The 23,593-nt window shown below is 69.3% G+C and carries 21 protein-coding genes; 13 read left to right on the top strand and 8 right to left on the bottom strand.

Features of this window, described 5'->3' with window-relative positions; all coding sequences use genetic code 11:
• The first annotated feature begins 150 nt into the window (after nucleotides 1-150).
• From WMF46_RS48820 to WMF46_RS48805, 4 genes are all read left to right on the top strand, one after another.
• A complete protein-coding gene (locus tag WMF46_RS48820; RefSeq protein WP_437983517.1) occupies nucleotides 151-1,509 on the top strand; it encodes an ADYC domain-containing protein in 1,359 nt (452 codons plus the stop codon).
• 218 nt (nucleotides 1,510-1,727) lie between these two features.
• Nucleotides 1,728-2,225 (top strand): hypothetical protein, encoded by a 498-nt coding sequence (locus tag WMF46_RS48815; RefSeq protein WP_437983516.1) that lies wholly within the window; start codon nucleotides 1,728-1,730, stop codon nucleotides 2,223-2,225.
• A 329-nt stretch (nucleotides 2,226-2,554) separates the two neighbouring features.
• Entirely contained in the window at nucleotides 2,555-3,127 is a 573-nt protein-coding gene (locus WMF46_RS48810; protein WP_437983515.1) for a hypothetical protein, read from the top strand.
• 347 nt (nucleotides 3,128-3,474) lie between these two features.
• A complete protein-coding gene (locus WMF46_RS48805; protein ID WP_437983514.1) occupies nucleotides 3,475-5,442 on the top strand; it encodes a RecQ family ATP-dependent DNA helicase in 1,968 nt (655 codons plus the stop codon).
• A gap of 9 nt (nucleotides 5,443-5,451) precedes the next feature.
• Here the strand turns inward: WMF46_RS48805 and WMF46_RS48800 are convergent, their stop codons facing one another.
• From WMF46_RS48800 to WMF46_RS48785, 4 genes are all read right to left on the bottom strand, one after another.
• Nucleotides 5,452-5,973, bottom strand: coding sequence for a hypothetical protein (locus WMF46_RS48800; RefSeq protein ID WP_437983513.1), 522 nt, complete (start codon nucleotides 5,971-5,973; stop codon nucleotides 5,452-5,454).
• Nucleotides 5,974-6,071: 98 nt separating this feature from the next.
• The gene (locus WMF46_RS48795) at nucleotides 6,072-6,794 is read right to left on the bottom strand and encodes a DNA alkylation repair protein (RefSeq protein WP_437983512.1); all 723 of its coding nucleotides are present in this window, start codon (nucleotides 6,792-6,794) and stop codon (nucleotides 6,072-6,074) included.
• Between the two features lie 87 nt (nucleotides 6,795-6,881).
• The gene (locus tag WMF46_RS48790; RefSeq protein ID WP_437983511.1) at nucleotides 6,882-8,528 is read right to left on the bottom strand and encodes a DUF3556 domain-containing protein; all 1,647 of its coding nucleotides are present in this window, start codon (nucleotides 8,526-8,528) and stop codon (nucleotides 6,882-6,884) included.
• A 148-nt stretch (nucleotides 8,529-8,676) separates the two neighbouring features.
• The gene (locus WMF46_RS48785) at nucleotides 8,677-9,660 is read right to left on the bottom strand and encodes a hypothetical protein (RefSeq protein WP_437983510.1); all 984 of its coding nucleotides are present in this window, start codon (nucleotides 9,658-9,660) and stop codon (nucleotides 8,677-8,679) included.
• 772 nt (nucleotides 9,661-10,432) lie between these two features.
• On the opposite strand from WMF46_RS48785, the gene WMF46_RS48780 reads away from it, so the two are divergent.
• Nucleotides 10,433-11,527 (top strand): trypsin-like serine protease, encoded by a 1,095-nt coding sequence (locus tag WMF46_RS48780; protein WP_437983509.1) that lies wholly within the window; start codon nucleotides 10,433-10,435, stop codon nucleotides 11,525-11,527.
• Between the two features lie 227 nt (nucleotides 11,528-11,754).
• Entirely contained in the window at nucleotides 11,755-11,922 is a 168-nt protein-coding gene (locus WMF46_RS48775; protein WP_437983508.1) for a hypothetical protein, read from the top strand.
• A gap of 46 nt (nucleotides 11,923-11,968) precedes the next feature.
• Here the strand turns inward: WMF46_RS48775 and WMF46_RS48770 are convergent, their stop codons facing one another.
• A complete protein-coding gene (locus WMF46_RS48770) occupies nucleotides 11,969-12,862 on the bottom strand; it encodes a fibro-slime domain-containing protein (RefSeq protein ID WP_437983507.1) in 894 nt (297 codons plus the stop codon).
• Nucleotides 12,863-13,527: 665 nt separating this feature from the next.
• Between WMF46_RS48770 and WMF46_RS48765 the strand changes: the two genes are divergently transcribed.
• The 3 genes from WMF46_RS48765 to WMF46_RS48755 all read left to right on the top strand — a co-directional run bounded on the left by WMF46_RS48765 (nucleotide 13,528) and on the right by WMF46_RS48755 (nucleotide 17,518).
• Nucleotides 13,528-15,777 (top strand): bifunctional SulP family inorganic anion transporter/carbonic anhydrase, encoded by a 2,250-nt coding sequence (locus WMF46_RS48765; protein ID WP_437983506.1) that lies wholly within the window; start codon nucleotides 13,528-13,530, stop codon nucleotides 15,775-15,777.
• A 154-nt stretch (nucleotides 15,778-15,931) separates the two neighbouring features.
• On the top strand, nucleotides 15,932-16,681 hold the full coding sequence (locus WMF46_RS48760) for a glutathione S-transferase (protein ID WP_437983505.1): 750 nt from the start codon (nucleotides 15,932-15,934) through the stop codon (nucleotides 16,679-16,681).
• Between the two features lie 279 nt (nucleotides 16,682-16,960).
• Nucleotides 16,961-17,518 (top strand): dihydrofolate reductase family protein, encoded by a 558-nt coding sequence (locus WMF46_RS48755; protein ID WP_437983504.1) that lies wholly within the window; start codon nucleotides 16,961-16,963, stop codon nucleotides 17,516-17,518.
• Between the two features lie 251 nt (nucleotides 17,519-17,769).
• Here the strand turns inward: WMF46_RS48755 and WMF46_RS48750 are convergent, their stop codons facing one another.
• Together WMF46_RS48750 and WMF46_RS48745 are read right to left on the bottom strand one after the other, a co-directional pair.
• Nucleotides 17,770-18,294 (bottom strand): SRPBCC family protein, encoded by a 525-nt coding sequence (locus WMF46_RS48750; protein WP_437983503.1) that lies wholly within the window; start codon nucleotides 18,292-18,294, stop codon nucleotides 17,770-17,772.
• Complete coding sequence (locus tag WMF46_RS48745) at nucleotides 18,281-18,637, bottom strand: ArsR/SmtB family transcription factor (protein WP_437983502.1); 357 nt, start codon at nucleotides 18,635-18,637, stop codon at nucleotides 18,281-18,283. Before WMF46_RS48745 ends, WMF46_RS48750 begins: the two co-directional genes overlap by 14 nt.
• 164 nt (nucleotides 18,638-18,801) lie before the next feature.
• Here WMF46_RS48745 and WMF46_RS48740 point away from each other — a divergent pair, with 164 nt between their 5' ends.
• The gene (locus WMF46_RS48740; protein ID WP_437983501.1) at nucleotides 18,802-18,951 is read left to right on the top strand and encodes a hypothetical protein; all 150 of its coding nucleotides are present in this window, start codon (nucleotides 18,802-18,804) and stop codon (nucleotides 18,949-18,951) included.
• Between the two features lie 118 nt (nucleotides 18,952-19,069).
• On the opposite strand, the gene WMF46_RS48735 is transcribed toward WMF46_RS48740, so the two are convergent.
• Entirely contained in the window at nucleotides 19,070-20,746 is a 1,677-nt protein-coding gene (locus WMF46_RS48735; RefSeq protein ID WP_437983500.1) for a tannase/feruloyl esterase family alpha/beta hydrolase, read from the bottom strand.
• Nucleotides 20,747-21,035: 289 nt separating this feature from the next.
• On the opposite strand from WMF46_RS48735, the gene WMF46_RS48730 reads away from it, so the two are divergent.
• The 3 genes from WMF46_RS48730 to WMF46_RS48720 all read left to right on the top strand — a co-directional run bounded on the left by WMF46_RS48730 (nucleotide 21,036) and on the right by WMF46_RS48720 (nucleotide 23,436).
• Entirely contained in the window at nucleotides 21,036-21,278 is a 243-nt protein-coding gene (locus WMF46_RS48730; protein WP_437983499.1) for a hypothetical protein, read from the top strand.
• The gene (locus WMF46_RS48725; protein WP_437983498.1) at nucleotides 21,263-21,490 is read left to right on the top strand and encodes a hypothetical protein; all 228 of its coding nucleotides are present in this window, start codon (nucleotides 21,263-21,265) and stop codon (nucleotides 21,488-21,490) included. The genes WMF46_RS48730 and WMF46_RS48725 overlap by 16 nt, the downstream gene beginning before the upstream one ends.
• 854 nt (nucleotides 21,491-22,344) lie before the next feature.
• The gene (locus WMF46_RS48720) at nucleotides 22,345-23,436 is read left to right on the top strand and encodes a hypothetical protein (RefSeq protein ID WP_437983497.1); all 1,092 of its coding nucleotides are present in this window, start codon (nucleotides 22,345-22,347) and stop codon (nucleotides 23,434-23,436) included.
• Nucleotides 23,437-23,593 lie beyond the last annotated feature (157 nt).

Here is a 23,593-nt window from a genome sequence, read left to right as displayed (position 1 = left end):
CGGGGCCGGAGGGCCGCATCCTGCCTCCCGCCCCGCGGCGTCCCTGCGGGGCTGTCGGAGCGCGGGGCCTGTGTCCAGCAGAGGCAGAGGCCGCGGTCCCCGGGGTGGTGAGGGCGGCGAACACGACGAGCGCGACGAGGAGAATGACCGATGAGGAACGGAACCTGGCGAGGCGAGCGACGTGAGCGCGGCGTGCGGGCCGCCGGAGGCGTCTCGGGGGCGTGGCGCGCGCGATCGACGCTTGCGCTCCTGGCAGCGGGCGCGTGCGGCGGCTGCGCGCTGCCCGAGCCCGGGGATGCCGAAGACGCAGCGCAGGCGGCGCCGGACGCGCCCCCGTCCGGGATCGAGGCCGGCGGCGCCGGCGAGCCCGCCGACGCGCTGCAGCCCGGCGCGGCGACGGGAGGCGCCGAGGGGGACACGACCTACGAGATCCCCGATTTCAGGGCGCTGCTGCCTTATGACCCCACGAAGCGCCCTGGCAGCAATGGCCCGGGTATCTACGTGGCGGCGGCCAGCGATAGCACCTACTGCTTTCTCAACGATCAAGGCGTCCCGTCCTTTTGCCCCGAGCGGTTCGTCAACGCCGGGGGAAGCGTCAAGCTCGAGTTCCGCAGCGCGACGAACCCCACCGCGGTGTACTCGTCCGCCGTGAGCGCGTCGCGCAGGCTGCCCGGCGAGACGGCCTTTCGGCCGGTCGTGCTGCGAAGCGTGCGCGCCGTCGGGATGGAGCTCGAGATCGAGGTTGCGCTCGACGGCGTCGTGTTCCCGCCCGTCCGGGGAGCGGCGCTCTCCTCGTTCAAGCTCGAGGTGGCCGGCCCCGGGGGCCTGTTCTTCCGCTACGAGCTGATGGTGGAGCCGCCGGGCCCGGCGCCGCTGCCGCCGCCGTCTCCGGATCCGGAGCCGCGCTCCTGGTTCCGACGGTACAACGTCAAATACCGGGTGGTCCCTGCCGGGGCCGATCCGGGCGCCTCCAGGTGGCGCCGCCACTGCAGCGTGGCCGGCGTCGATCTTTGGGCGTCGTTCGCGGGGGAGAGCAGGGTCGACGGGCTCTTCGCCACCGTCACGCGCGACGCGAGCGCGACAACGATGAGCTGTGAGACGGGGGCCATCGACACGTGCCTCTCGTGGGGATATGCCCCCTGGCGGACCGAAACGGCGAGCACCGACGAGGGCCGCTTCCTGTTCGGCGCCTGCCTGCACGCGAAGCGCGCGGCCTACTTCGCCGGCCCCGCCGGCGGCGCAGAGCGCACGACCAGCTTCACGCGCCCGGGCACCCCGATCGTCGTGCGCGACAAGCTGGGCATCCTTCCGGGCGCCGACCCGACGCACCTCGAAGCGATCTGGAGCCCCGAGGGCGCGAAGTGCCTGAACGTGGAGAACCTGCGCATCTCCGAGTTCCACGACCATGTGGCCTCGCTGTCCTCGCTGCCCCCGTGCACGGCCCACTGGTCCACCATCGGCGCGTTCGCCACGGGGCGCGTCGGGCCGCCCGGCCCTTCGGCGTGGTGATCAGGCACGAGGGTGGTCCGGGACAACGGCCACACCGTCCAGGCGACGATCGTCGATCAGCGCCCCTCCTGCGCCAACCCGGTGTGCAAGGGATGCGGATCGCGTAAGGTCCTCTATGTCAACCAGCCTGGCCCTCCAGTCACCTCGCGACCGGCTGAAGCGATCAAGAACTCTACACGGCCAGCCTGACCCCAGCCTAGGACAGACAACGAGAAACCATGTCTTGGTTCAAGAGAGAGAGGCGTGCGGAAGGCGATCCGCGGGCGAAGGGGAGAGGCACGGAGGCGTTCCGAGAATACCTCGACGAATACAAGCGCGAGCTTCTGACGCTCATCGCTGAACGAGAGCTCTCCAAGCGTGCGGCCGAGCCTCTCGCGCCGTGGCTCTGCTATCATTTCCCTCTCCAGTTCGATCGGCGGGAGCTCGACGCGCGGGGCGTCGACTTCCTCGTCTACGCCGAGAAGGATAGCTTCTTCTGGCATACGCTGGACGGGGCTGCATGCATGAAAGCGTTCCTCGCGCATTTCAGGGCGCTTCCTCTCGATGGTCGAATCGCGTACTTCAAACGCTTTGATCTGGGGCCAAGGTGGGTAGACCGAGAGGCTTGGTTCGATCTGGCCTTCGATGATGAGAGGGTCGGCGATCCGGACTACGACCTGGCGCATGCCGAAATCTTTGGACCGCGCTCGACACGCGGTGAAGCGCCCCGCAGCTAGAACACCGATTACGTTGAAACCCGGAGAATTTTCACAGGGAGGCGGGGAGGCGGGGAGGAAGAAAGAATGAATTTATTTCTCTTGCCGTCTCTCGCTCCCCGCCTCCCTGTGAATTCCCGCTTTTTCTCTTGGTTTCAACCCGTTTGTCGCTCTAGCCGTGCTTCGACTGACGCGTCGAGACCGCTTGCAGAGGCGTGGTAGATTGGCAGGCTTCTGCTCAATACCGAAGTGCCCGTCCGTCGCGACGGAACCCATCGCCGCCTTGAACGTCGCCATGATAAGGCCGCAGGTTGTCTTCGGACGCGAATGTGCTATCCCGATGTCTCATCATGGACGTTATCTTTCGACGCACCGGCGAGCGGCGGTACGCCGTCGTCGTGGAGGTCGCCGGCAAACAGCCCCAGGCGATGGATCCGGCGCCTGGGTTCGACGACCACATTCCGCACGACCTCGTCCACTACGTCGTGGAGGCCGAGCTCGGCTTGACGTCGGGCGTCTTCGGTCGTGCCGCGAGCGGCGGCGGCACCTTCATCTCGGCCGCGCCGGGCGACCGGAGCGCGCGCGAACGGGCGCGCGAGCGGCGGAAGCAGCTGCGCCGGGAGACATCGCTTCGCAGCGCGGACGAGGGCAGGCAGCACGACATGGTCACGTCGGAGCGCCTCGCCGCCGTCTGCGACCTGATCTGGAGGCGCCGCCAGGGGCAGCGCCCGGATGCCTCGCGGCCCGCGCCGCGCGAGTCGCTCTCGGGCGAAGATGCCCGGCGAGTCGATCGCGTCGTCGTCCGGCTCGAAGAGCTGGCGCCTCTGTGGAACCAGCTGCCAGTGGGCGGTGAGCTCGCCTTCACATGGCCGAGCGTCGTGCCGAGGGCTCCAGGCCGGCGAGACGAGCGCCGCGTGGTGTGATGTCGGCTCCGCGGGAGAGCCGCTCGCTGACCCGGGCTTGTCGCTCTACGCGGCTGCTGAGGTTCAGCGAGCCTCGTCGCCCGCTCGCTCGAGCGGATCAGTCGTATCCCCGTCTTACGTGGGGGCCGTTGCGGTCGGAGCCGAGGGGTCGGCCCGCGCGAGGGGGGCGCGCTGGGCAGCTGCCGCCCGCCCAGCGAGCCAAACTCGAGGTCCGGATCGTCCCGGACGACGACCAGCTCGGCGGGGCGCTGTCACGCCGAGCGCTTCGGTGGCCGACCACTCGATCGTCGCGCGCAGCGCGCGACGGCGGCGTGTTCCTCGGCGCGAGCGAGGTGTAGGATGCCCCCTTGAACCAGCCCACACCATCCGGCCCCGATCTGCTCGACGTCCTCGAGGCGCGGTTCAACTTCCGCGAGCTCCGCCCAGGCCAGCGCGCGGTCATGGATGCCTTGCTCTCGGGCCACAGCGCGCTCGCGGTCTTCCCGACAGGCGGCGGCAAATCGCTCTGCTACCAGCTCCCCGCGCTCCTGCTCGACGGGGTCACGATCGTCATCTCTCCGCTGATCGCGCTGATGAAGGATCAGATCGATTTCCTCAGCGCGCGCGGCATCGCCGCGGTCCGGCTCGACTCGTCGCTGTCAGCCGACGACGCGGCGGAGGCGCACAGGGATCTGCGCTCGGGCAAGACGAAGCTGCTCTATGTCGCCCCCGAGCGGTTCGTGAGCGAGCGGTTCATGGCGCTGCTGAAAGAGCTCAAGATCGCCATCTTCGCGGTGGACGAGGCCCACTGCATCTCCGAGTGGGGACACAACTTCCGCCCCGACTACCTGAGGCTCGCGGACACCGCCCGGGCGCTCGGCGTGCCGCGCGTGCTCGCGTTGACGGCCACCGCGACGCCCGGGGTCGTGCGCGACGTCTGCGCCACCTTCGGCATCCGCGAGGAGCACACGGTCATCACCGGCTTCTACCGACCGAACCTCGAGCTCCGCGCGACGGCGGTGAGCGCGACCGCGCGCGACCGGGTCCTGATCGAGCGCCTGCGATCCCGGCCGCCCGGCTCCACCATCGTCTATGTCACGCTCCAGAAGACCGCCGAGCACGTGGCCGAGAAGCTCGCTTCTGCGGGACTGCCGGCGCGCGCGTACCACGCCGGGATGGAGGCGACGGAGCGCGCGCGCGTGCAGGACGACTGGATGCAGAGCGACCGCGGCATCGTGGTCGCCACCATTGCGTTCGGGATGGGGATCGACAAGCCCGACGTGCGTTATGTCGACCATTACAATCTCCCGAAGAGCCTCGAGAGTTACAGTCAGGAGATCGGCCGCGCCGGCAGGGATCAGGCGCACTCGGTGGTCGAGGTCTTCGTCTGCGGCGACGATCTGCCGGTCCTCGAGAACTTTGCGTACGGCGACACGCCGACCGAGGACGCGCTCCACGGGGTGGTCGGCGCCGTGCTCGCCGCGCCCCAGGTGGAGCTCGGCCTGCACGCGCTGGGGACGCGCCACGACGTCCGGCCGCTCGTGCTCCGCACCGCGCTGACCTACCTCGAGCTGATGGGCGCGGTCCGGCAGCTCACGCCGCACTACGCCGGCTACGAGGTGCGGCTCCACCGCACGCTCGCGGAGGTCATCGCGTCGGTGAAGGGCGAGCCGGCGCAGTTCCTCGAGGCGCTCTTCGGCCATGCGAGGAAGGGGCGAGTCCTGTACGCGGTCGACCCGGCCGCCGCCGCCGCCGCGCTGGATCAGCCGCGCGAGCGGGTGGTGCGCGCGCTCGAGTACCTCGAGCGGCAGGGGCTCGCGGAGCTCAAGGCGTCGGACATCCGGCACCGCTTCGTGCGCGTGGCCTCGACGGACGACGCGGGCGCCCTCGTCGGCGAGCTCCTCGCGCGCTTCGCGAGGCGCGAGGACGCCGAGATCGGGCGCGTGCGGCAGGTGATCGAGCTGCTCACCTCGGAGCGCTGTCACGCCGCCGCGCTCGCCGCGTACTTCGGCGAACGCCTCGACGCCGCGTGCGGGAGCTGCACCTTCTGCCGCGCCGGCGTCGCCGTGACGCTGCCGGAGCCGGCGCACGCGCCGCCGATGCCGGTGGGGCTCGACGTCGCCGCGTTCACGGCGCTGCGCGCGGCGCACGCGGGCGCCCTGGGCCATCCTCGCCAGGCGGCGCGTTTCCTCTGCGGCCTCTCGAGCCCGGCGACCACCCAGGCCAAGCTCGCGCGCGATCCGCTCTTCGGCGTCCTCATCACGCGCCGGTTCGCCGAGGTGCTCGACTGGTGCGCCGGGCTCCCCGCCTTCCTGCAGAGCTCGATGGCGCCCTGAGGGCCGCGCTCACCTCAGCGTGAGTGTTGCGGTCGCCAGCGTGGTGCCCTCGGCAGTGCGCACGACGCCCGAAAGCGTGCGTGGACAGCTCGAGAAAGACTTCACCAGCACGGAAGCGGTGTAGCGCGTGGGCTCGCCGGCATTTCCCGGTCGGAACGAGGTCATGTAATGGGCCAGTCCTTCGAACTCGAGGAGCCCCGGTGGATGCCTCCCCCCGTGGCCGAAGGTCAGGACCTGACCGTCCGCAACGAGCTCGACGATCAGCCCGAAGGTGCGGCTCGTCGGCCCTCCCGAAGGCTTGAAGAAGGGGAAGGCCACGGCGTAGCGGATGAAGAGGTCCACCGGGCCCGCGGGCGGCGCCGCGACGGTCAGCGTGAAGGGGCCCGCGCCGTGGAGCGTCGCGCTGGCGATGCCGGGCTTGCCGGCGCCCAGCCGCGAGTGAGCGAGATAGAGCCCCACGGCGAGCAGGGCGGCCGCGGTGATCACCGCGGCCAGGATGAAAGCGAGCGGCGAACCGTCGGCGAAACGCATCGAACGCCTTGCTAACCTCCGTCGGGCGTTGGGTCAATGAGCGGGGTATCAACCTGTCGGGTGATCCGTCCCCATCCTGGAGCAGGGTGACCGCCGCCCTAGCGGAGCGCCGCGCGCCTCGAAGCCTTGGGCAGCGCCGCTGCAAGCTCGCGCGATGCGTCCTTTCCGATCCATCGCGCAGAAGGCTGCGGTGATTGGGCGAGACGCGCGGCGACGGCGACGGCGGCGCCTCTGAGCGAAGCATTGCGCTTTCCGATCGCTCGAAGCGCCATGCTCACGGCCTTCTTGACGAAGTTCCTGTCATCGTCGGCCGCACGCTCGATGAGCCCGAGTGCGTCGACGAACTGCTGGTCCTCCGCGTGCTTGTCGTGGAGGGCAAGACTCCAAAGCAGCGCGAACGCCGCTCGCCTCTCGAACTCCCCCTTTTTACGGCTCCACTGCTCGACCTTCGCCCACGCATGCGGCGTGCGATCGAAGAGGTTGAAGCTCAGGGTGTCGCAGTAGGCCCAGTTGTCGAACTCCTTACACCACCGATCCATCTGCGCGGCGGTGAGCGCGGAGGGGTCCGCTACGAACGACGTCAACATCCGCGCCTCGTACCAGCCGGTCTCCCAGAGCGCCAGAGCAAGCTCATGGTTGTGCCCGAGCTTCTTGCCGAGGGCCTTCATGTCCTTCATCGCGACGCCAAACGCCTTGTCCGACGGGATGGCGTAGCGCGACATGCCGTCCAGCGTTGCTTTCGTGCTGTGAGCCTTCAGCCACTCGAGGACCCACTGCACTTGCTCCTGGAGCGACAGTTCCGGCGGCTTTGCTTTCTTCATCTCCGCTCCTCGTTCTATCCACCGTGGACTCGAGCCCATACGATCGCAATCCGCTGCGCGGACCGACGACGACGGCGTCCACGTCGGTCAGGGGCCCGCCCACGGCTGGCGCCCGCGCAGCTCGCGCACGTCGAGCTCGCCGGCGTCGAGCAGGCCGGAGGCAGCGTCGTGGATCTGATACGCCATCTTCGCGCCGCCGAGCGGCTGGCTCTCGACGAATATGCAGCGCAGCTCGCCTGGGGCGAAGCCGCACTGGTCCTGGATCGCGCGCAGCAAGCCATCGCGGTGCAGGTGGCCGTCGCCGAAGTTCCAGCCGAGCGCGAGGCCGCCGACGAGCTCGCCGTCGAGGTACTCGTACTCGTGGAGCGGGCCCTCGATCGCCTTCGGCAGCAGGACCGGCAGCGCGCGGCCCTGGAGGTGCATGAGGCGGAACGCGAGCACCTTGCCGACGAGCCCGACCGACGTGGCGCGGTCGTAGAACCGGCCGAGCTGGTCGTAGATCCACGGCGCGGCCTTCACGAGCCGGTCGAGCTTTCGATAGCTGTCGCCGCGGAACAGCCACACGCTATAGGGCCAGTTTCCGGCGTAGTACCGCATCGCGAGCAGGAACGAGATCCGCCCTGGCGCGATGTTGCCGAGGAGCGGAACAGCGACGAGCATGATCGCGAGGAGCGCGCCGAGCTGCGGCGGGCCGACGTCGAACGGGTACGCGCCGGGGTGGGCCCAGAACAGCGCGAACACGCCGTAGACCACCATCAGGTTCCACTCGATCGGCGCGCCCATCGGCACATTGCTCGTGATGAAGGCGTGGAGCGCGAGCGCCATCGCGATGCCGACGGCGATCGCCGTCTCGCCGGTCGAGCACGCGAGCACGATGGGCACGCCGAGCTCGAGCGCGGTGCCGGCGTGGCTCATCGCGATCGCGAGCCGCGACGGGCGCAGGTCGTCCGGATAGCGGACGTACATGCGCCGCCGCAGCCATGCGAAGCGGGCGAACGGGCTATTGCTCGTCATCACGCACACGACGGTCGGGAAGTGGTGATTGAGCTTCGAGACGCCGGCCCAGAGCCAGAGCGCGAGCTGGACCGCCTTTGCGCCGCCGATCCAGTCGGCGGTGGCCGCGAACACGACGACGGTGGTCCAGTAATGTTCGGCGCGCAGCGCGAGGAAGATGGTGCGATCGGCGACGGCGAGGACCGGCACGAGCGCGGCGATCGGCACGAGGTGCGAGGCGCCGAGCGCGGGGGCGAGCAGCGCGCGCACGAGCAGGGCGAGCAGCGCGAAGTAGAGCGCGACGTCGAGCGGGGTGCGCCGCGTGCCGCCGAGGAGCAGCGCGCGCGGGAACAGCGCGAGCTTCGTGGTGCCGGGGCGGAGGAAGTAGAGGGCGCCGCCGAAGGGCGGGACGTAGCGTCCGCTGAGCGGACCGAACCCGCAGCCGAGGCCCAGGCCCTCGAACAGCATGCTCCACAGGATCGCCTTCTGGAACGCGAGCGGGTGCAGCCACCAGTCGCCGATCGTCGAGAGGCCGCCGAGGCTCGGCGAGGTGCTGCAGAACAGGACCCAGGCGCCGGCATAGAGGGCGAGCTTGACCGCGTGGAGCACGTAGGCGGCGAGCGGCGCGCCGAAGCCCTGCAGCGCCCACGCCTCGCAGACCATGCGTGCGCGCTCGGGGAACGGCCGCTTCGCCCAGTCGAGTGGATCGTACGGCGGGGCGAGCGGACGCAGCAGGGGCACGGCCGCGATGCTACCCGAACGCGTCCCCCGGCTCACGAAATCGACGCGCGGCGGGCCTGCCATTCGTCGCGGGAGAGCTCGCGTTCCGGCGAGCCCCTTTTGAGGCTCGCCTGCGCTCCTTCCGGCGAGCCCCAAACTGTCATGCCGATCAGAGGGAGATGGAGCATCCGGACGCCGCCGAAGCGCACGTGAATACGCCCGAACCTTGATGGTCCACGCACGCGCCATTCGCGCATTCGTCGCCCGTGGTGCATGTCGCGCCGTTCGGCCTCTTCGGCGCACAGACGGGTGGGTCGCTCGAGGTGTCGCAGTTGCCCTCTTTGCACTGACTGCCATTGGCGCACGGCTGCCCGTTGGCCCCGGGGTCGCTGCAGAGGGTCTCACCACCTGAGTCGTTGCAGTAGCCGCTCAGGCACGCGCGGTCGCTCTCACATGCCTGGCCGTTGGGCTTCGCCGCGACGCAAAAAGAGCCACCTTTGCTCGGGCACACAAGGCCATCGGCACATTCGCGCGTGCATGGATCGCCGGACCCCGGCTTCACCACGCACGTACCGAGGTGCGCAAAGTCCGCGACCTCGCAGTAGGTGTCCGCGTCTGCGCATTCCGCGGACATCGCGCAGTCGCCCCCCGTCGCGACCTTCGCGACGAACGCGCCGTCGCATGCGGACCACGCCCCGGAGGCTCCCATTGCCTCGAAGTCGGGGCACGACAGCGCTTGCATATGATCGATGCAAGCGCGCGCCAGCCCCTCGCGGAACTCGAGCCGCCCTGCCGCGACAGCTTCCGCCTGGAGCTCGGGGTGCGCGCCCATCGAGGATCGGAGCCGGTCCACGCACGCGTCTGCAGGAGCCGTCACGCCGCAGCATGCGGTGAGGTCCGCACAGAGCGCGCCAAGGATGGCGTCATGGAAGTCGTTGACGGAGAAGTCGTGGACGGGTGGATCGGTGCAGCCGATCACTGTCACGAGCGGGAGGAGCAGGATGCCTGCGATCCCATGGCGGACGCGCCTAGTCGGGTCGCCATCGCGGATCTGCCGTCGAAACTCCTTGGCGTTGCGAGTGAGCTCGGCGAGGTTGCTGCAGGGGTCGTCACGTCGGGCGTTACAGGCGTCGTCGTCATAGGGGTAGAGCACAGTCCACTTGGACGCGTTGCGGGGCCAAAAGTTTTTGGTAATATGAAGCTTGCGCGGCCCAGCGTGGATTCTGGAAGGATCCGGAGGCCGGGGTTGACGGCGCCGCGGCGCGCGCCTTGGCCGGGCGCGCTGGCTGGGGTCGACGGAGCAAGGGCCGTCCGCGCCCCCCCCAGGAGGCAGGCGCGCGCGGGCCGCGCTTTCCGGAGCCGCCGCGATGCTGCAATGGACGTCCCGTGACGGGATCCATGCCGGCCTCGCGCTCCGCCGGCGATCGCGCCGGGGGGCGCGGCACCGGAATTGTCCGCCGTCGGCGTGCTTTGCGCCGGGTGCGCTGCGATGGGGCGCATCGATAATCTCGCCCGGAAGGCTGGTAAACGGGCGGACCTCGGCATAGATTCGCCTGCTATGGGCGTTGCTTGGCGGTTGCTGCGCGACGTGCCGGCGTTCGGCTGGTCACGTTGGGCCGTGATGCGGGCGGCGCACAGTCCGGCTGCATGCCGAGGAGAAGGCATGTGGTCATCCATCTGATGCCGTCTCGTCGAGGGACGGCGGCGAGGCGCTGGGAATGAAGAAGATCGCAAGGTTTCCTCTCGCAATGATCGCAGCGGCGTTCGTTGGCTGCGTCGCCGATGCTCCGGAGAGCGCGGTATCGGACGCCGTGGGAGGGGAGGAGCTTCGGACGGCGGAGTCGGCGCTGACGAGCGCCACCGCTGGGACTGTCACGGGCCTCGTCGGTCGCTGGAAGAGAAGCGGCTCGATTATTTGCTCCGCCGTGTTCCTACCGGACGCCTTGGGCTCGGGGGGCGATTCAACCTGGGTCCTGACGAACCAGCACTGCGTCTCGGACACGGATCCGACCGTCTATTCGGTGGAATCGACCACCGGCCTCACCGCGAGCGTGGACAAGATCTACTGGCACCCGATCGCCGAATCGAACCTCGGCAGCGTCGGGAACCACGGGAAGGTCGATATCGTGCTCGCTCACCTCGCGAGCACCGTGGACCTAAACGGCCCTCCGATGAGCCTCTCATCCACCAGGGCGACCCGGGACGTGTTCCAGGAGAGCGCGAGGATGAACGGGGGCTGGACGTTCGCGTTCGACACGGGGGGAGAGGCCGTGCCGGATCCTACCTTTGCCACGCGAATTACGGTGGATATCGATACGGAGAGCGGTGACTCTGGCAGCCCCATCTGGCGGGATGCTCAATCGAGCGGCAAGTGGGTGCTCGAGGGGATTCACTCGATCAGCAACGGCAGCGCGAATCACCCTTCTGGCTTCAATGCATGGCTCACGGACGCGTTCGCGTGTGGGGCGTTCGACACCAGCGAGCCTGACCCCGCCTTCTGCACCCCCGGGTGCAAGTGCGGCGCCGGAGAGGGCGACTGCGATTCGGACAGCGATTGCCAGACCGGGCTTGTCTGCGGCAACAACAACGGAGCCCTCGTGGGCCTGCCTGGCGACTACGACCTGTGCGTCGAGTCGACCAGCCGCCAGTCGAGCAGCACGAGCGGATACTGCGATTCGATCGGCGGCTGTCAGATCTACGAAGGGGACTGCGACACCCATGCCGATTGCCAGGGCGACCTCGTGTGTCGTCCGAACGTCGGGTACGCGATCGGCGAGAGCGACGCGACCGACGTGTGCGATCTGCCGCGGATGCCTGGGACGATGGTGTTCAACAACAGCAAGGATGATACCTCCGGCCGGTGCACGGTGGACGAGCCTTGCGGGCTCGGGGACGGCGACTGCGATTCCGGCAATCACGCGACCTGCCGCGGCTTCCTGAAGTGCAAGGCGAACGTCGGCTCTCACTTCGGCTTTGCGACCAACGCCGTCGACGTCTGCGTCCACCCGGACTTCTACTAGACAGCGCGGCGCTCGGCCGTACCGGACACAGCGGAAGTGAACAGAAAGGACGCCAAGAGACACGTGAAAGTCGCTCCTCTTGGCGTCCTTGGCGCCTCGACTGTACGTTCGCGATCGACGTCCTCCGTTGCGCTCACTGCGGCGGCCTGCTCAACGAGGCCCCCATCTACCTCGCCCTCCACGGCGCGCACGTCGACATCGGCGACCTCCGCGGCGCCCGCGACGCCATGGCCCGCGGGATCGCCCCGTTGCTCCGCCGCCTCAAGAGCCTCGAGGGCACCCCTTATTCGCGGAGCTTCCTGCTCGGGCTGCCTCACAACGCCGCCTTGCTCGCCGCCTCCGAAGGCTACGGCTGCATCCCGCCGGAGATCGACAAGCTGATCCGGCAGGCGTAGGCGAGGCGCGGCGCGTCGAGGAGAAAGAGTCAGCGGGCGACCGAGCTCAGTTGACGACCGGGGTGAAGCAACCGATCGACGTGTCGATGCGGAAGTTCGACTCGGTCGTGTGGCGCTCGGCGAAGAAGAAGTCGAGCGTGTAGCTGTTGCCCGGCGTGATGCCGAACTCCTCAGCGCGCGCGTCGAGGTCGATGGTCGCGCTCTCCGGCCTGTGAACACCGCCCAGATCGATCGCGAGGTGGCCGTTGATGAAGGTGAATAGGTCGTCGTCGCCCGAGAAGGTGAACACCTCGCCGCCCTCGTATTCAAACTTGGTGCGGAGCTCGAGCGTGAAGTGGTAGTTGTGGCTCCGGTCCTCGTTGCCAAACCCCATGTCGTCGATCGGGAAGAAGTCGGTGCTGTCGTACGTGGACGTGCCATTCCCGCTGTCGGCGAGCGCGATCGATATCTGGACGGCGGTGTTCACGTCGGGCACGTCGCGGAACCACTGATCGAAGGCCTCCTTGCCGGTCGTGGTCCGCGTGCCCTCGCTGCCGCCCGCATACACCGGCTTGCCGTCCGCGCCGAGCTGAGCCTCCACGAGGCCCCGGTCGCTCCCGAACCGGCCCGCCTCGAAATCAGGGTGCGTGTCCTTGAAGTCGCGGGCGATTGCGATGAGCTCGCTGCCGCACGCGTCGTCGCCCGAGCTCGGGTTACCGCCCGAGCTACCCCCGATCTCGCCGAAAGGAGGATCTTGCCCGAAGTCGCCGCCGCTCGCCGTCCCGGTGCCGCCGCTCGCCGTCCCGGTGCCGCCGCTCGCCGTCCCGGTGCCGCCGCTCGCCGTCCCGGCGCCGTGGGAGACAGCGTCACCAGCGTCGCTGGCCCCTCCTGCACACGCGGTCGCCGCCACGAGGGTCACGCACGCCGACACCGCCACCACCATCCGCCGATAAGCCATCATGTCTCGCCCCTTTTTTTCCCGACCGCCAGAAGCCATCGAACCCGCACGGGACGACGTCGGAGGCCCCACGTCGCCAGCGTTCTTCCCGGTGGGCAGCGGTGGGTCGAACGGGTCAAAAATTCTTCGACAAAAAAGCTCGGCGTCCCCGGCCGCAACCCCGGAGACCTTCTGCATCAGGAGCAGAAAGTTCAAACGTATCTGAAGCTCGTCATGGCCTGTCTACGCCGCGGGACGTGGCCCTCCGCGCAGGAGCTCCAAGGATTGCCGCCCTCGTCGACGCTCACCTGCGCGAGCCGGCCGCCTCGCCGATCCCAGCCCCGGCCGTTCCACCAGAAGAGCGTGCCGTCGTTGCCCACGACCCAGACGGAGCGCTCCGCGCCGATGCCGATGTCCTGCGCGCCGCCCGCGATCTCGCCTGTTCAACGAACGGACGCTCATCGCCGCCTCCGCCGCGACGGCCGCCCCGCTCGGAGGAAGGGGGTTTGACCCGGTTCGATCCCTGACGGCCTCGAACAGCGCCCCGTGATCCTGAGCGAGATCGCCGCGGCGCGGACGTGCGTCTCCCGCGCACGATCGGAGACGCCGCGAGCGCATTTCGATCTTCCACCCGGCGCATCCTTCCGGGCATCCTGCGAGCCATGGGCGATCGGCCGAGGCCGTTGCTGATGCCGCGGCCGGATCTCGGCCTGCGCGCGCTCCTCCCGGCATGGCGCGAGGCGTCTCGCCGCGCGACGCGGTGGAGCGACGTCCTCGCGGGCGCCGCGGCCCTCGGCCCCTCGTTCGCGCTCGCGCTGCTCGCCGCGCACCACGCCGGGCTCCCCCCTGCGGCCGCGCTGACCTGCGCCGTCATCGGCAGCGCCGTGGTCGCGCTCTTCGGCGGCACGACGCTCGGCCTCGCCGGGCCAGGCCTCGCGATGGGCTTCGCGCTCGTCGACGTCGCCCGCGACTACGGGGCGGCGCCCCTCGCGCTCGCGGGCGCGATGTGCGGCCTCTTTCAGCTCGTCGTCGGGGTGCTCGGGGTCGGCCGCTTCGCTCGCCTCGTGCCCCTCTCCGTCGTGCACGGCTTCGTGCTCGGCCTCGGCGCGCTGCTCGTCATCCAGAGCCTGCCCGACGCGCTCGGGCTCGCGGCGCCCGCGGACCTCGACCCGCTGCGCGCGCTCGACCACATCGGCGCCCACCTCGGCGGTGCGCGCGCCCCGGCGCTCGCGATAGCCATGCTCGCGGGCGCGGCCACGTGGCTGGGAGCCCGCTACGCGCGGCGCGCCCCGGTCGCGCTGCTCGCGATCGCGGCGTGCACCTGGGTCACACGACGAGCGCACCTGGATCTCCCCACGCTGTCCGATATGCCGTTCGCGCTGCCGCTCGGCCCGTGGCCCAGCGAGCCCGCGCACGGCGTGGCGCAGTTCGGTCGGGCCGCGCTCGTCCTCTTCGCGCTCGCCTCGATGGAGACGCTGCTCTCGGCGAGCGCCGAAGAGGAGCGCGTGCCCGGCGCGCGGCCCGACCTCGATCAGGAGATGATCGGCTACGGGCTCGCGAACATCGTCCTGTCGCTGCTCGGCAGCGTCCCGGCGGTCGGGTCCATCGCCCGCTCGTCCGTGCTGCGCGCCGCGGGCGGCGTCCACCGCGCCGCCGCGCTCTTTCATGCCGTCTTCGGGGCGGCGCTGGTCGCGGTCGTCCTGCTGGTCGATCGCTCCATTCCGCTCGCCGCGCTGGCCGGCGTCGTCATCGCGATCGCCGCGCCGCTCCTCGACTTCCGGCCGCTCGTCGCGGTCTATCGCGTCTCGCGCTCCGGGGCGGTGGTGCTCGTGGCGACCGCGCTCGTGATGATCTTCGGCGGCCTCTTGCGCGGGATCGAGGCCGGGCTCCTAGCGACGCTGGCGCTGGCCTTGTGGCGAATCGCTCGCTTCCGCGCAGCGGTCCACCAGGGCAGCGCGGGCGCCCCGCACCAGGTCAACTTCAGCGGCCCCATCACGTTCCTCGTGGTGCTGGAGCTCGAAAAGACGCGCCGGCGCCTGGCCGCGCTCGACCCGACGGCGGGCGTGATCCTCGATATCCGCGGCGTGCTCGTGATGGACCTGACCGGCTGCGAGCGCTTCCTCGCTCTCGTGACCGAGCTCTTCGATCGCGGCGTCCGCGTCGTCGTGCTCGGCGCCTCCCCGGCCTGCCGAGACAAGCTGCTCGCGGCCGATCGCAGGAAGATCCTCGACGGACGCCTGGCCATCACGGACCGCGACGTCGACGCGATCCTCGGGCGAGCGCGCGCGTTCGAGATGCGCGCGCAGGTGGTCGCGAACCTCGAGCGGTTCCGGATCGAGGTGCGCGAGCACTACACGCCGCTCTTCGACCAGCTCGCCGACGGGCAGCACCCTCATACGCTCTTCGTGACGTGCGTCGACAGCAGGATCACGCCATCGATGCTCACGGGCACGCACCCGGGCGATCTGTTCATCGTGCGCGCCCTCGGCGCGATGGTGCCGCCCCCGGGCGAGTCGACGCGGCCGGGCGAGGGAGCGGCGGTCGAATATGCGGTCGGCGTGCTGGGCGTGCGCAATATCGTGATCTGCGGGCACTCGTCCTGCGGCGCCGTGAAGGCCGCGAAGAGCGGAGAGGTGCCCGACGAGCTGCCGACGCTCAGGCGCTGGCTCGCGGAGATCCCGGAGGCGTCGGGCGATCTGTCGGGGTACGCCGACGTCGATGAGGCGGCGCGCGCCGTGATCGTGCGCCAGCTCGACAACCTCCGGCGGTTTCCGCTGGTGCGCGACCGGCTCGCGAGCGGTGAAATCGAGCTTCACGGCTGGTTCTATGACGTCCGTCAGGCCGAGCTCTTCGAATGGGACGAGGCCAAGGGGGCGTTCACCGTCATGGAGGGTCGTGGCGCGAACGAGGTTCGCTCGGAGCCACCGCCCTTGCGCTGAAGGACATCGATCGACTCGCCAGACGTTCGGCCATGGATCTCTCCTTCGGCGGCGCGGCGCAGGGGGCACCGGCTCGCGTGCCCGCGCGGGGCCCGGCGGACCGCTCGGCGGCGCGCCCATTGACCACGGCCCGTGCCGGCGCGAGTTATCCATCATGAACGCGCCAACGTACGAGCTGTACTACTGGCCTGGCATTCAGGGCCGCGGCGAATTCGTGCGCCTCGCGCTCGAGGACGCCGGCGCTCCTTATGTCGATGTCGCCCGGCTGCCCGCGGCGAAGCACGGCGGCGTCGCCGCCATGCAGAAGCTCATGAAGAGCCACGCGCTCGCGCTCGAGCCCTTCGCGCCGCCGTTCCTTCGCTCCGGCGATCTCGTGATCGCCCAGGTGGCCAACATCCTCTTCTACCTCGGCCCGCGCCTCGGCCTCGCGCCGGACGACGAGGCGAGCAGGCTCGGCGCCCATCAGCTCCAGCTCACCATCACCGATCTGGTCGCCGAGGTGCACGACACGCACCACCCCATCTCTGTCGAGCTCTATTACGAGGACCAGAAGCCCGAGGCCCTCCGCCGCAGCCAGGCCTTCCTCGCCGAGCGCATGCCCAAGTTCCTCGGCTATTTCGAGCGCGTCCTCGAGCGCCATGGCGGCCTTCACGTCCTGGGAGGCGCGATGTCCTACGTGGATCTCTCGTTGTTCCAGGTGATCGCGGGCCTCCGCTACGCGTTCCCGCACGCCATGGCCGCCTTCGCGCCCAGGATCCCCGGGCTCGTCGCCCTGCACGACCGCATGGCCGAGCGCCCGAGGATCGCGGCCTACCTGGCCTCGGATCGGCGGATACCCTTCAACGAAGACGGCATCTTCCGGCACTATCCGGAGCTCGATCCGGCGCCGTCGAAGAGGCGGTGAATCCGCCCGACACGATCTCGAGCTTCGTGCGGGTCGCGCTCGCGCAGGGAGCGCTCGCGACGCTGCACCGCGCGTGCGTCACGCGTCGTCTCGACGCTGAGCCGCTGGGGCGGCGTGGAGCAGCTCGCTCGGCGCCGCCCGGACCACGCTCTTTCGACCCAGGACTTAGCGACACCACGGACTCGAGGGTCTTGCGAGATGACAAGGCCAAGAGCCTCGCGGTGCGCATTGCAATACCGGAACATTGACCGATGCCTCGTTCCGAAGGAGACTCGCCGCATGGGACTGCTGACCTTCGCCATCAACGTCACCCTGGACGGCTGCGTCGACCACCAGGAGGGGATCACCGACGACGAGACGCACGCCTTCTTCACCCGCCTCATGGACGAGAGCGGCGCGATGCTGTGGGGCCGCGTCACCTACGAGATGATGGAGAGCTACTGGCCGGCGGTCGCCCGCGGCGACGAGGAGGCGCCTCCGGCGCTACGCGAGTGGGCGGTCAAGCTGGAGACCAAGCCGAAGTACGTGGTGTCGTCCACGCGCAAGGACTTCCCGTGGATCAACAGCCACCACATCGCCGGCGATCTGCGCATGGGCGTGCAGAAGCTCAAGGACGCGACCCCGGCCGGCGTGCTCCTCGGCAGCGGCAAGCTCGCGACCGAGCTGGATCGGCTGGATCTCATCGATGAGTACAAGTTCCTCGTCCACCCCAGGATCGCCGGCCACGGCCCGACCCTGTACCAGAGCGGGCTGCCCGCCGCGCGGCGGCTCGAGCTGGTCTCGGCCAAGCCGCTCCGCTGCGGCGCGGTGGCGATGCACTACCGGCGCGCGCGCTGACTCAGAGGAGCCCCATCGCGCCCAGCTCGCGGGCCAGCGCGTCGTCGGGAGCCTTCTCGCCGCGCAGCGCCGCGGCGATGTTCGGGGTAAGAGCTTGATTTGCAGAGAATCCCGCCCGAGCTCCGCGCCCTCTTCGCGCGCGTGCCGAGGCGGCGGCCCTCGTGCGCCTCGCGCCGCCCGCGTGAATGCGTAGCGCCGAGAAGGAGGATCGCGCTCGTCGCGCTCCCCGGCGCCCCTCCCGCGCGATGGCTTCAGGACGATCGCGCCGTCGTACCAAGCGTGACGAGGAGCTCATCGAGCTGCTCGAACGTCTCGCCCATCCCGCTGTACGCGCCCGAGGCCAGGGCGGCGTCGCGCGCTTGCTTCGATCGATAGAGCTCGTGCAGCACCTGCAGCGTCTTGCCGCCTTTTTCCTCGAGGGTCACGGTCGTGACGGCGCCATCGTCGCCCGCTTCGTCGTTCGTCCACACGATGCGCGAATGCGGTGTCACTTCGAGGTACGTGCCGAAGAACGCCATCGACTGCGCGGCATCGTGACCAAAGACCAGGCGGTAGCTGCCGCCGGCGCGAATATCCGCTTCGTAGGAAAGTAGAGGCACGGGCATCGACTTCGGTATCCACCACCGCCTGAACAGCTCCGGCGTGGTCCACGCCTGGAACACGATGCGCGCCGGGGCATCGAAGGTCCGTGTGACGACGATCTCGCGATCGGACTTCGGTTCCACCGTCGTGCGATTACTCGTCAATTTGGGCTCACTCTCTTTACTTGCGTCCATCGACGTTCTCCTTTCGTTTCAGCTCCTCGATGACCTTGTCCAGCTCGTCGAAGCGTGCGGCCCAGAGCTGGCGGTACCTCTCGATCCACGCCGTCTCTTCGTCGAGCTGGCGCGGGCCGAGCTTGCAGGTACGCACGCGGCCGACCTTCTCGGTGGTGACGAGCCCAGCCCGCTCGAGGACGCCGACGTGCTTCTTCATGCCCGTGAGGGTCATGTGAAACGTCTCGGCGAGGTCCGTGATCGAAGCGTCGGCTCGTCCGAGCTGCTCCAGAACGCCGCGCCGGGTCGCGTCGGAAAGCGCGGCGAAGGATGCATCGAGGCGGGCACTCGAATACTGAACCATGTGGTTCAGTATTTAACGCGCGAGTCGGCGTCGTGCAAGAGGAGATCGAGCGCGAGCTCCGTCGCGAGCCGACTCACCCCCAAGGCGGTGGGGCGGGGCGGCGCCGGCGGCCGGCGCGAGCGGCGCGGGCCCACGGCTCGGCGGTTGGGCCCGGGGAGTTCGCGATGGTCGATCCGTCGCCTCGGGCGGCCGTCGTCGCCTCGCTCGCCAGCTCCCTGAGCCGCGCCGTCGCCCTCGGGGATGAGGTGGCTGCCCGGGTCGTTCACGAGGCGCTCGGTCGGCTGCTCGGGCTGCCGGTGGCACCGGAGGGGTGAGCAAGCTTGGGCCGAACGTCGAGCCCGCCGAGGTTCGAGCCGCAGCTCGAGCAGAATCTGTCGACATACTTCTCAGGAGTGGGCCGCCGTGGTCACGCTGGCGACGCCCGCGGCCGCGTCAGGGCGCCGCGCACTCGAACGACGCGGCGTCGTCCGGATCTCCCGTCCCGCGATACCTCGCGAAGGTTGGATACCTGCAGAGCGGTCGCGTGCGCCCCGGCACGCCCGCCAGGTCCGTGACGACCTCGGCGTCACCAGGGTCCTCGCCGGCCTCGACCCACCTCTCGAGCGCGCTGAGGCCATCCCAGGACACCTGGAAGCCGGTGCTCACGGAGTGCTGGAACCCAGGGACCTCGTAGTAGCGCAGCATCGCGCCGGCGGCCGTCGCGCCGAGCGACGCCTGCAACCCGTCCGCGTAGCGCTCCGTCGTCCGCGGGCTCGTCAGCATGTCGCCCGTGCCATGGAGCAACAGGAGCTTTCCGCCCCGCGCGGCGAAGCCGCCCATGTCGGCGTCGCCCACGTCGAGCGCAGACAGCTCCTGTACGCGCGTAGCGTGGGGGCCGAACGTCCGCACGTCGAAGGTCCGATAGTCGAATGACGGATCCCTGACGACGACGTGGCGCATGAAGCCGTCGACGAGGGCCGCCGCGAACGAGCTGGTGAGCGGGTCGACAGGAAAGGTCGGCGCGCGCGAGCCGAGGTCGACGGACTGCACGTGAGGCTCCAGCGGCGAATCGGTCCCGACGCCCTGTGCAGCCGAGTACACGTTGAAGCCAGCAAACTCGGTGTCACCGTTGGCGAGCGGCGACGCCAGCCGTACGGGCGTGTTGATGGCCTCCAAGGCGTGGATCTGCGCGTCAGACAGGCACGCGTCGCCGGTGTCCTCACCACCCATACAACGTAGCGCCGTCACGTCGAATCGCCCGTTGCAGCTCGCCACGTCGCCGACCACGCCGTCGGCCAGACCGTCGAGAGCATCGCATTCAGCCAGCACCGCGTCCCATACGAGGCTGCGCTTCGCCGCGCTCGGGAACGCCCCTGGAGCCGACAGCGCCTGCAGCGTCGCGGTGAGGCCGAGCGTCAAGCTCACCACGTTGCGCGCCGGGTACAACACGAGCGCGCCATCCCAGTCGGCCGGGGAGCGCGCCGTCGCGAACAGCGCTTCGCGCCCGCCCGTCGAGCTCCCCACCGCGTAGAAGCGCGCCGCGTCGACCCCGTAATACGCCCGGATGATCTGGCCCGCCACGTCGCGCGCCTTCTTGGGGGCGTCGGAGAGCCAGTTGCGATAGGCCTCCTCGTTCGCGAGCGCAGAGGCGTCCGCGCCGGGCGAGGCGGCCGTCGATTGGTGTCCACCATCGCTCGCGAACACGGCGTACCCGCGCGCGAGCGGCGTCGGCGCGAGCGTGTTGAGCGAGTTGCCCGTCACGTCGGCGATGACGCCGTCGAAGCCGCCGCCGCCGAGCCACACCGCCTTCTCGTTCCACCGGGTCGGCAGGGCTACCGCCAGGAGGATCGACGGCGCCTTCGGATCGACGGGGAGCACCTCCGCCGAGACCAGGCAATGCTCCGGCTTCGTGACCTGCCCGTCGGTGCGCGCTGGGACCTCCACCGCGGATACGATCTTTGCACCGCCCGTGGGCAAGCCGATCCGAGCCGCCGTGAACCGCGTCTCCGCGAGCCCGGCGCAGCTCCCAGTCTGGTCGTCCTCGCCAGGCTGGTCGCCCACGCATCCGAAGAGCGTGCCTGTCGTTATCGATGCGGCGCACAGCGCATTCATCCCGCGTCTGAACTTCATGTCGCCACTATCGTGTTGGCGCCAGCGATCGTCAATGCGCGCTCCTGACAAGCTGGTTTCCAGCCATGAAAAACGAACAGGCCGAGCCGCGGCCCGCGTTTCTCGTTTTTGCAAGCGGAGGCGGGCCAGGATTCGCGTCGTCGGCCGCACGAAGCCCTCGCTCACCGACACCCGCACGATGCCCGCCACCGTCGCGTCACGGGCGTCGCGCCGCAGCGCCTCGAGGCCCAGCTCGAGGTCCTCTCCCAGCCCCACCAGCCCGAGCGCCTCGGCGTCGACCTGTACACCCGTGTTGCCGCGATGCACGAGCGGCCGCCCCAGGGCTAGCTCGAGCGCCTCGACGCGCCGGGCGACGGTCGACGTGCCCCTGGGGGGCGACTCCCGCGTCCCGCTCGGCAATTTCACGAGCCTGTTCCAGGACATCATGGGCGGCAGCTACACGAGCGTCTCGTCTCTCCTGCGCAGCGGCGCGTCCGTCGCCGCCGACGTCGCCGGGCCATGGGGCGCGGCGAGAAGGTGCCTGTTCTCCTGAAATGGGAAGCCGGCTACCACTGGGTCGCGGCCGAGAAGATAGAGCGCGGGGCCGACGGGGCGCCCGCCTCGGTCATCCTGCGCAACCCCGCGGGGTCGGACAGCTGCCAGGGCAACCCGCCCCGCGCGCCGCTGCCGGAGGGCTGCGGGCGGTTCCGGATGAAGTACGCCGATCTCGCGGCGCAACTCCACGGCGCGACCCTCAGGGGGTGAGACCCGCGCCGCAGGTCACGCGTCTTGGCGCCCGCTCCTCACCGACTCGAGTCAGCGCTTCATCGCGCTCGATCCCACGGGCGCGTACGGCGGCGAGGGAGGTCAGCTCTCGCGGTGGTCTCGCGACGACGAGCTTCGCTGCATTCTCTTCCCGAGCTTCGACGTCTGGCTGGAATGCTTCACGGTCGGCATGGAAGCGGGCCTCTTCGAGCACACCGATTATTGAATACCGTCATGTCGTAGTTCTGCACCATGCTGGCTCTCCGTCGTGGTCCGCGCCCGTGAGCGGACATTCGAAGACGGGAACGCGCCCGGCGCGCAATGGCGGCACGAATTCTGCTCCGCACCGAGACATGCTTTCCAACTCAATCCTTCGAAGTCCTGAAAAAAACTCAGCGATCGCGCCGTTCCCTGGCCCGAGCGGAGGAAGTAGCGGCCTTCTCCATGTGCCAGGGTGTGTCAAAGCACGACAGAGGCCGAGCCTGACGCCGCGCCTCGCGGCCCCATTTCTGGCAGGCTCACTCTCCCTCGCGCTCCTCGCCTGCGGAACGACCGTGGGCGGCCCCGCGATGAACGAGGAGCGCTCGTCGGGAGCAGGCGCGGGCGGTGGCGCGGCGTCCGGTGGTGCATCGAGCGGCGGTAGTTCATCAGGCGGAGGGAGCAGCAGCGGTGGCGGTACCGGCGGCGCGGAGGGTGAACCCGGTGATAGCGGCGAAGAGTTCCTGCTGAGCTTTCCACGGCGTCCTGCCTTCGGGTTTGGTCAACCGCTCGCAGCTATGCCGAATGGCTCCGTCGTGACCGTGGGAGCGCGGGCCCCGGCGGAGCTCCTCCCGGACGCGGTGGATGAGCCCTTCTTGGCTGAATATTCGACGAAGGGAGAGGTCCTGAACGTGCTTTCGCTCACCGGCGCGGCCGAGCCCGAGCTATTGGCCGTCGATCCCGAAGGGTCGATCCTCCTCATCGGTCAGCTCTATGCGGATATGACCTTCGGTGAGTTCACGCTGAAGGCGGTCGAGTACGGGTACTACCTGGTCAAAGTGGCCCCCGATTTCTCGATCTCGAACGCGGTCGGGGTACCCCTCGAAGGAGGCACGCCCCTGAGCGCGATGGCCGTCGACGCTGCGGGTGATATTGTCGTCGGGCTCGGGGTGTATAACGACGACGCCACCGTTCAAAAGCCCCTGATCCAGAAATTCTCCGGCTCGACGCTCGAGCAGATCTGGAGCGAGACGTTCGAGCACGACAGGAGTCAAGCCTACGCGACCGCGCTGGCCTTCACTGGAAGCGGTGAGGTCCTCGTCGGCGGCGTCTTCACTGGAGTCCTCACGGTAGGCGAGGCCGTGCTCACGAAGGCTGGGGGACAGGATGACCCCGTGGTTTACAATGGCTGGCTCGCCTGGCTCGATCCGGAGCGCGGTGCTCCCCTGCGCGCGCAGCGCTTCGGGGGCGCGTCCTTCGACTATGTGCATGACTTGAAGTCCACGAGCTCCGGACGGCTGATGCTCCTGGCCACACAGACCTCTCCGTCGACGTTCCTCGATCATGCAGTGAGCTTCGAGGAGGAGGTCACAGGTTCGGTCCTCTATGATTTTCTGGACGCTGGAGCGGTGCGCTGGGCGAGCGCGCTCGGGGCGCCGGATCATTTCGGAAAGGCCCTGGCGCTGGGCAGCGGAGGCCAGAGCTATGTGGCTTGTCGTTATGGTGATCTCGCCAACGAACAGACGCCCCAAGGGGGGTGCCTCACACGCTTCGAAGCGAACGGCGACAGGGGTGAGAGCGTCGAGTTCGCGAGCGGCATTCCGAACGGGCTGACGCACATCGCGGTCGACGCGAAGGGCGGCGTATGGGTCAGCGGGGCCTTTGACACGGGCTTCGACTTCGCCGGAGAGACCTACGATCCCCCGGGCGACGGTGGCCAGTTCATCCTCAGGAAAAAAGGGTTCTGAGCTCGCTCGGGACCAGCCACGCAGGTCGCGGGCCAGCGCGTCGTCGGGAGCCTTCTCGCCGCACAGCACCGCGGCGATGTTCAGGGTGATCGCGCCGCGGCGACCCTCGGTATCGCGCCGGTGGCGCAGGGGGGCGCCTCCTCGTGCGTCCGCCGGA

The organism is Sorangium sp. So ce117, assembly GCF_051524395.1.
Taxonomy (GTDB): domain Bacteria; phylum Myxococcota_A; class Polyangia; order Polyangiales; family Polyangiaceae; genus Sorangium; species Sorangium cellulosum_B.
This window is presented reverse-complemented; position numbering and strand designations above follow the sequence as displayed.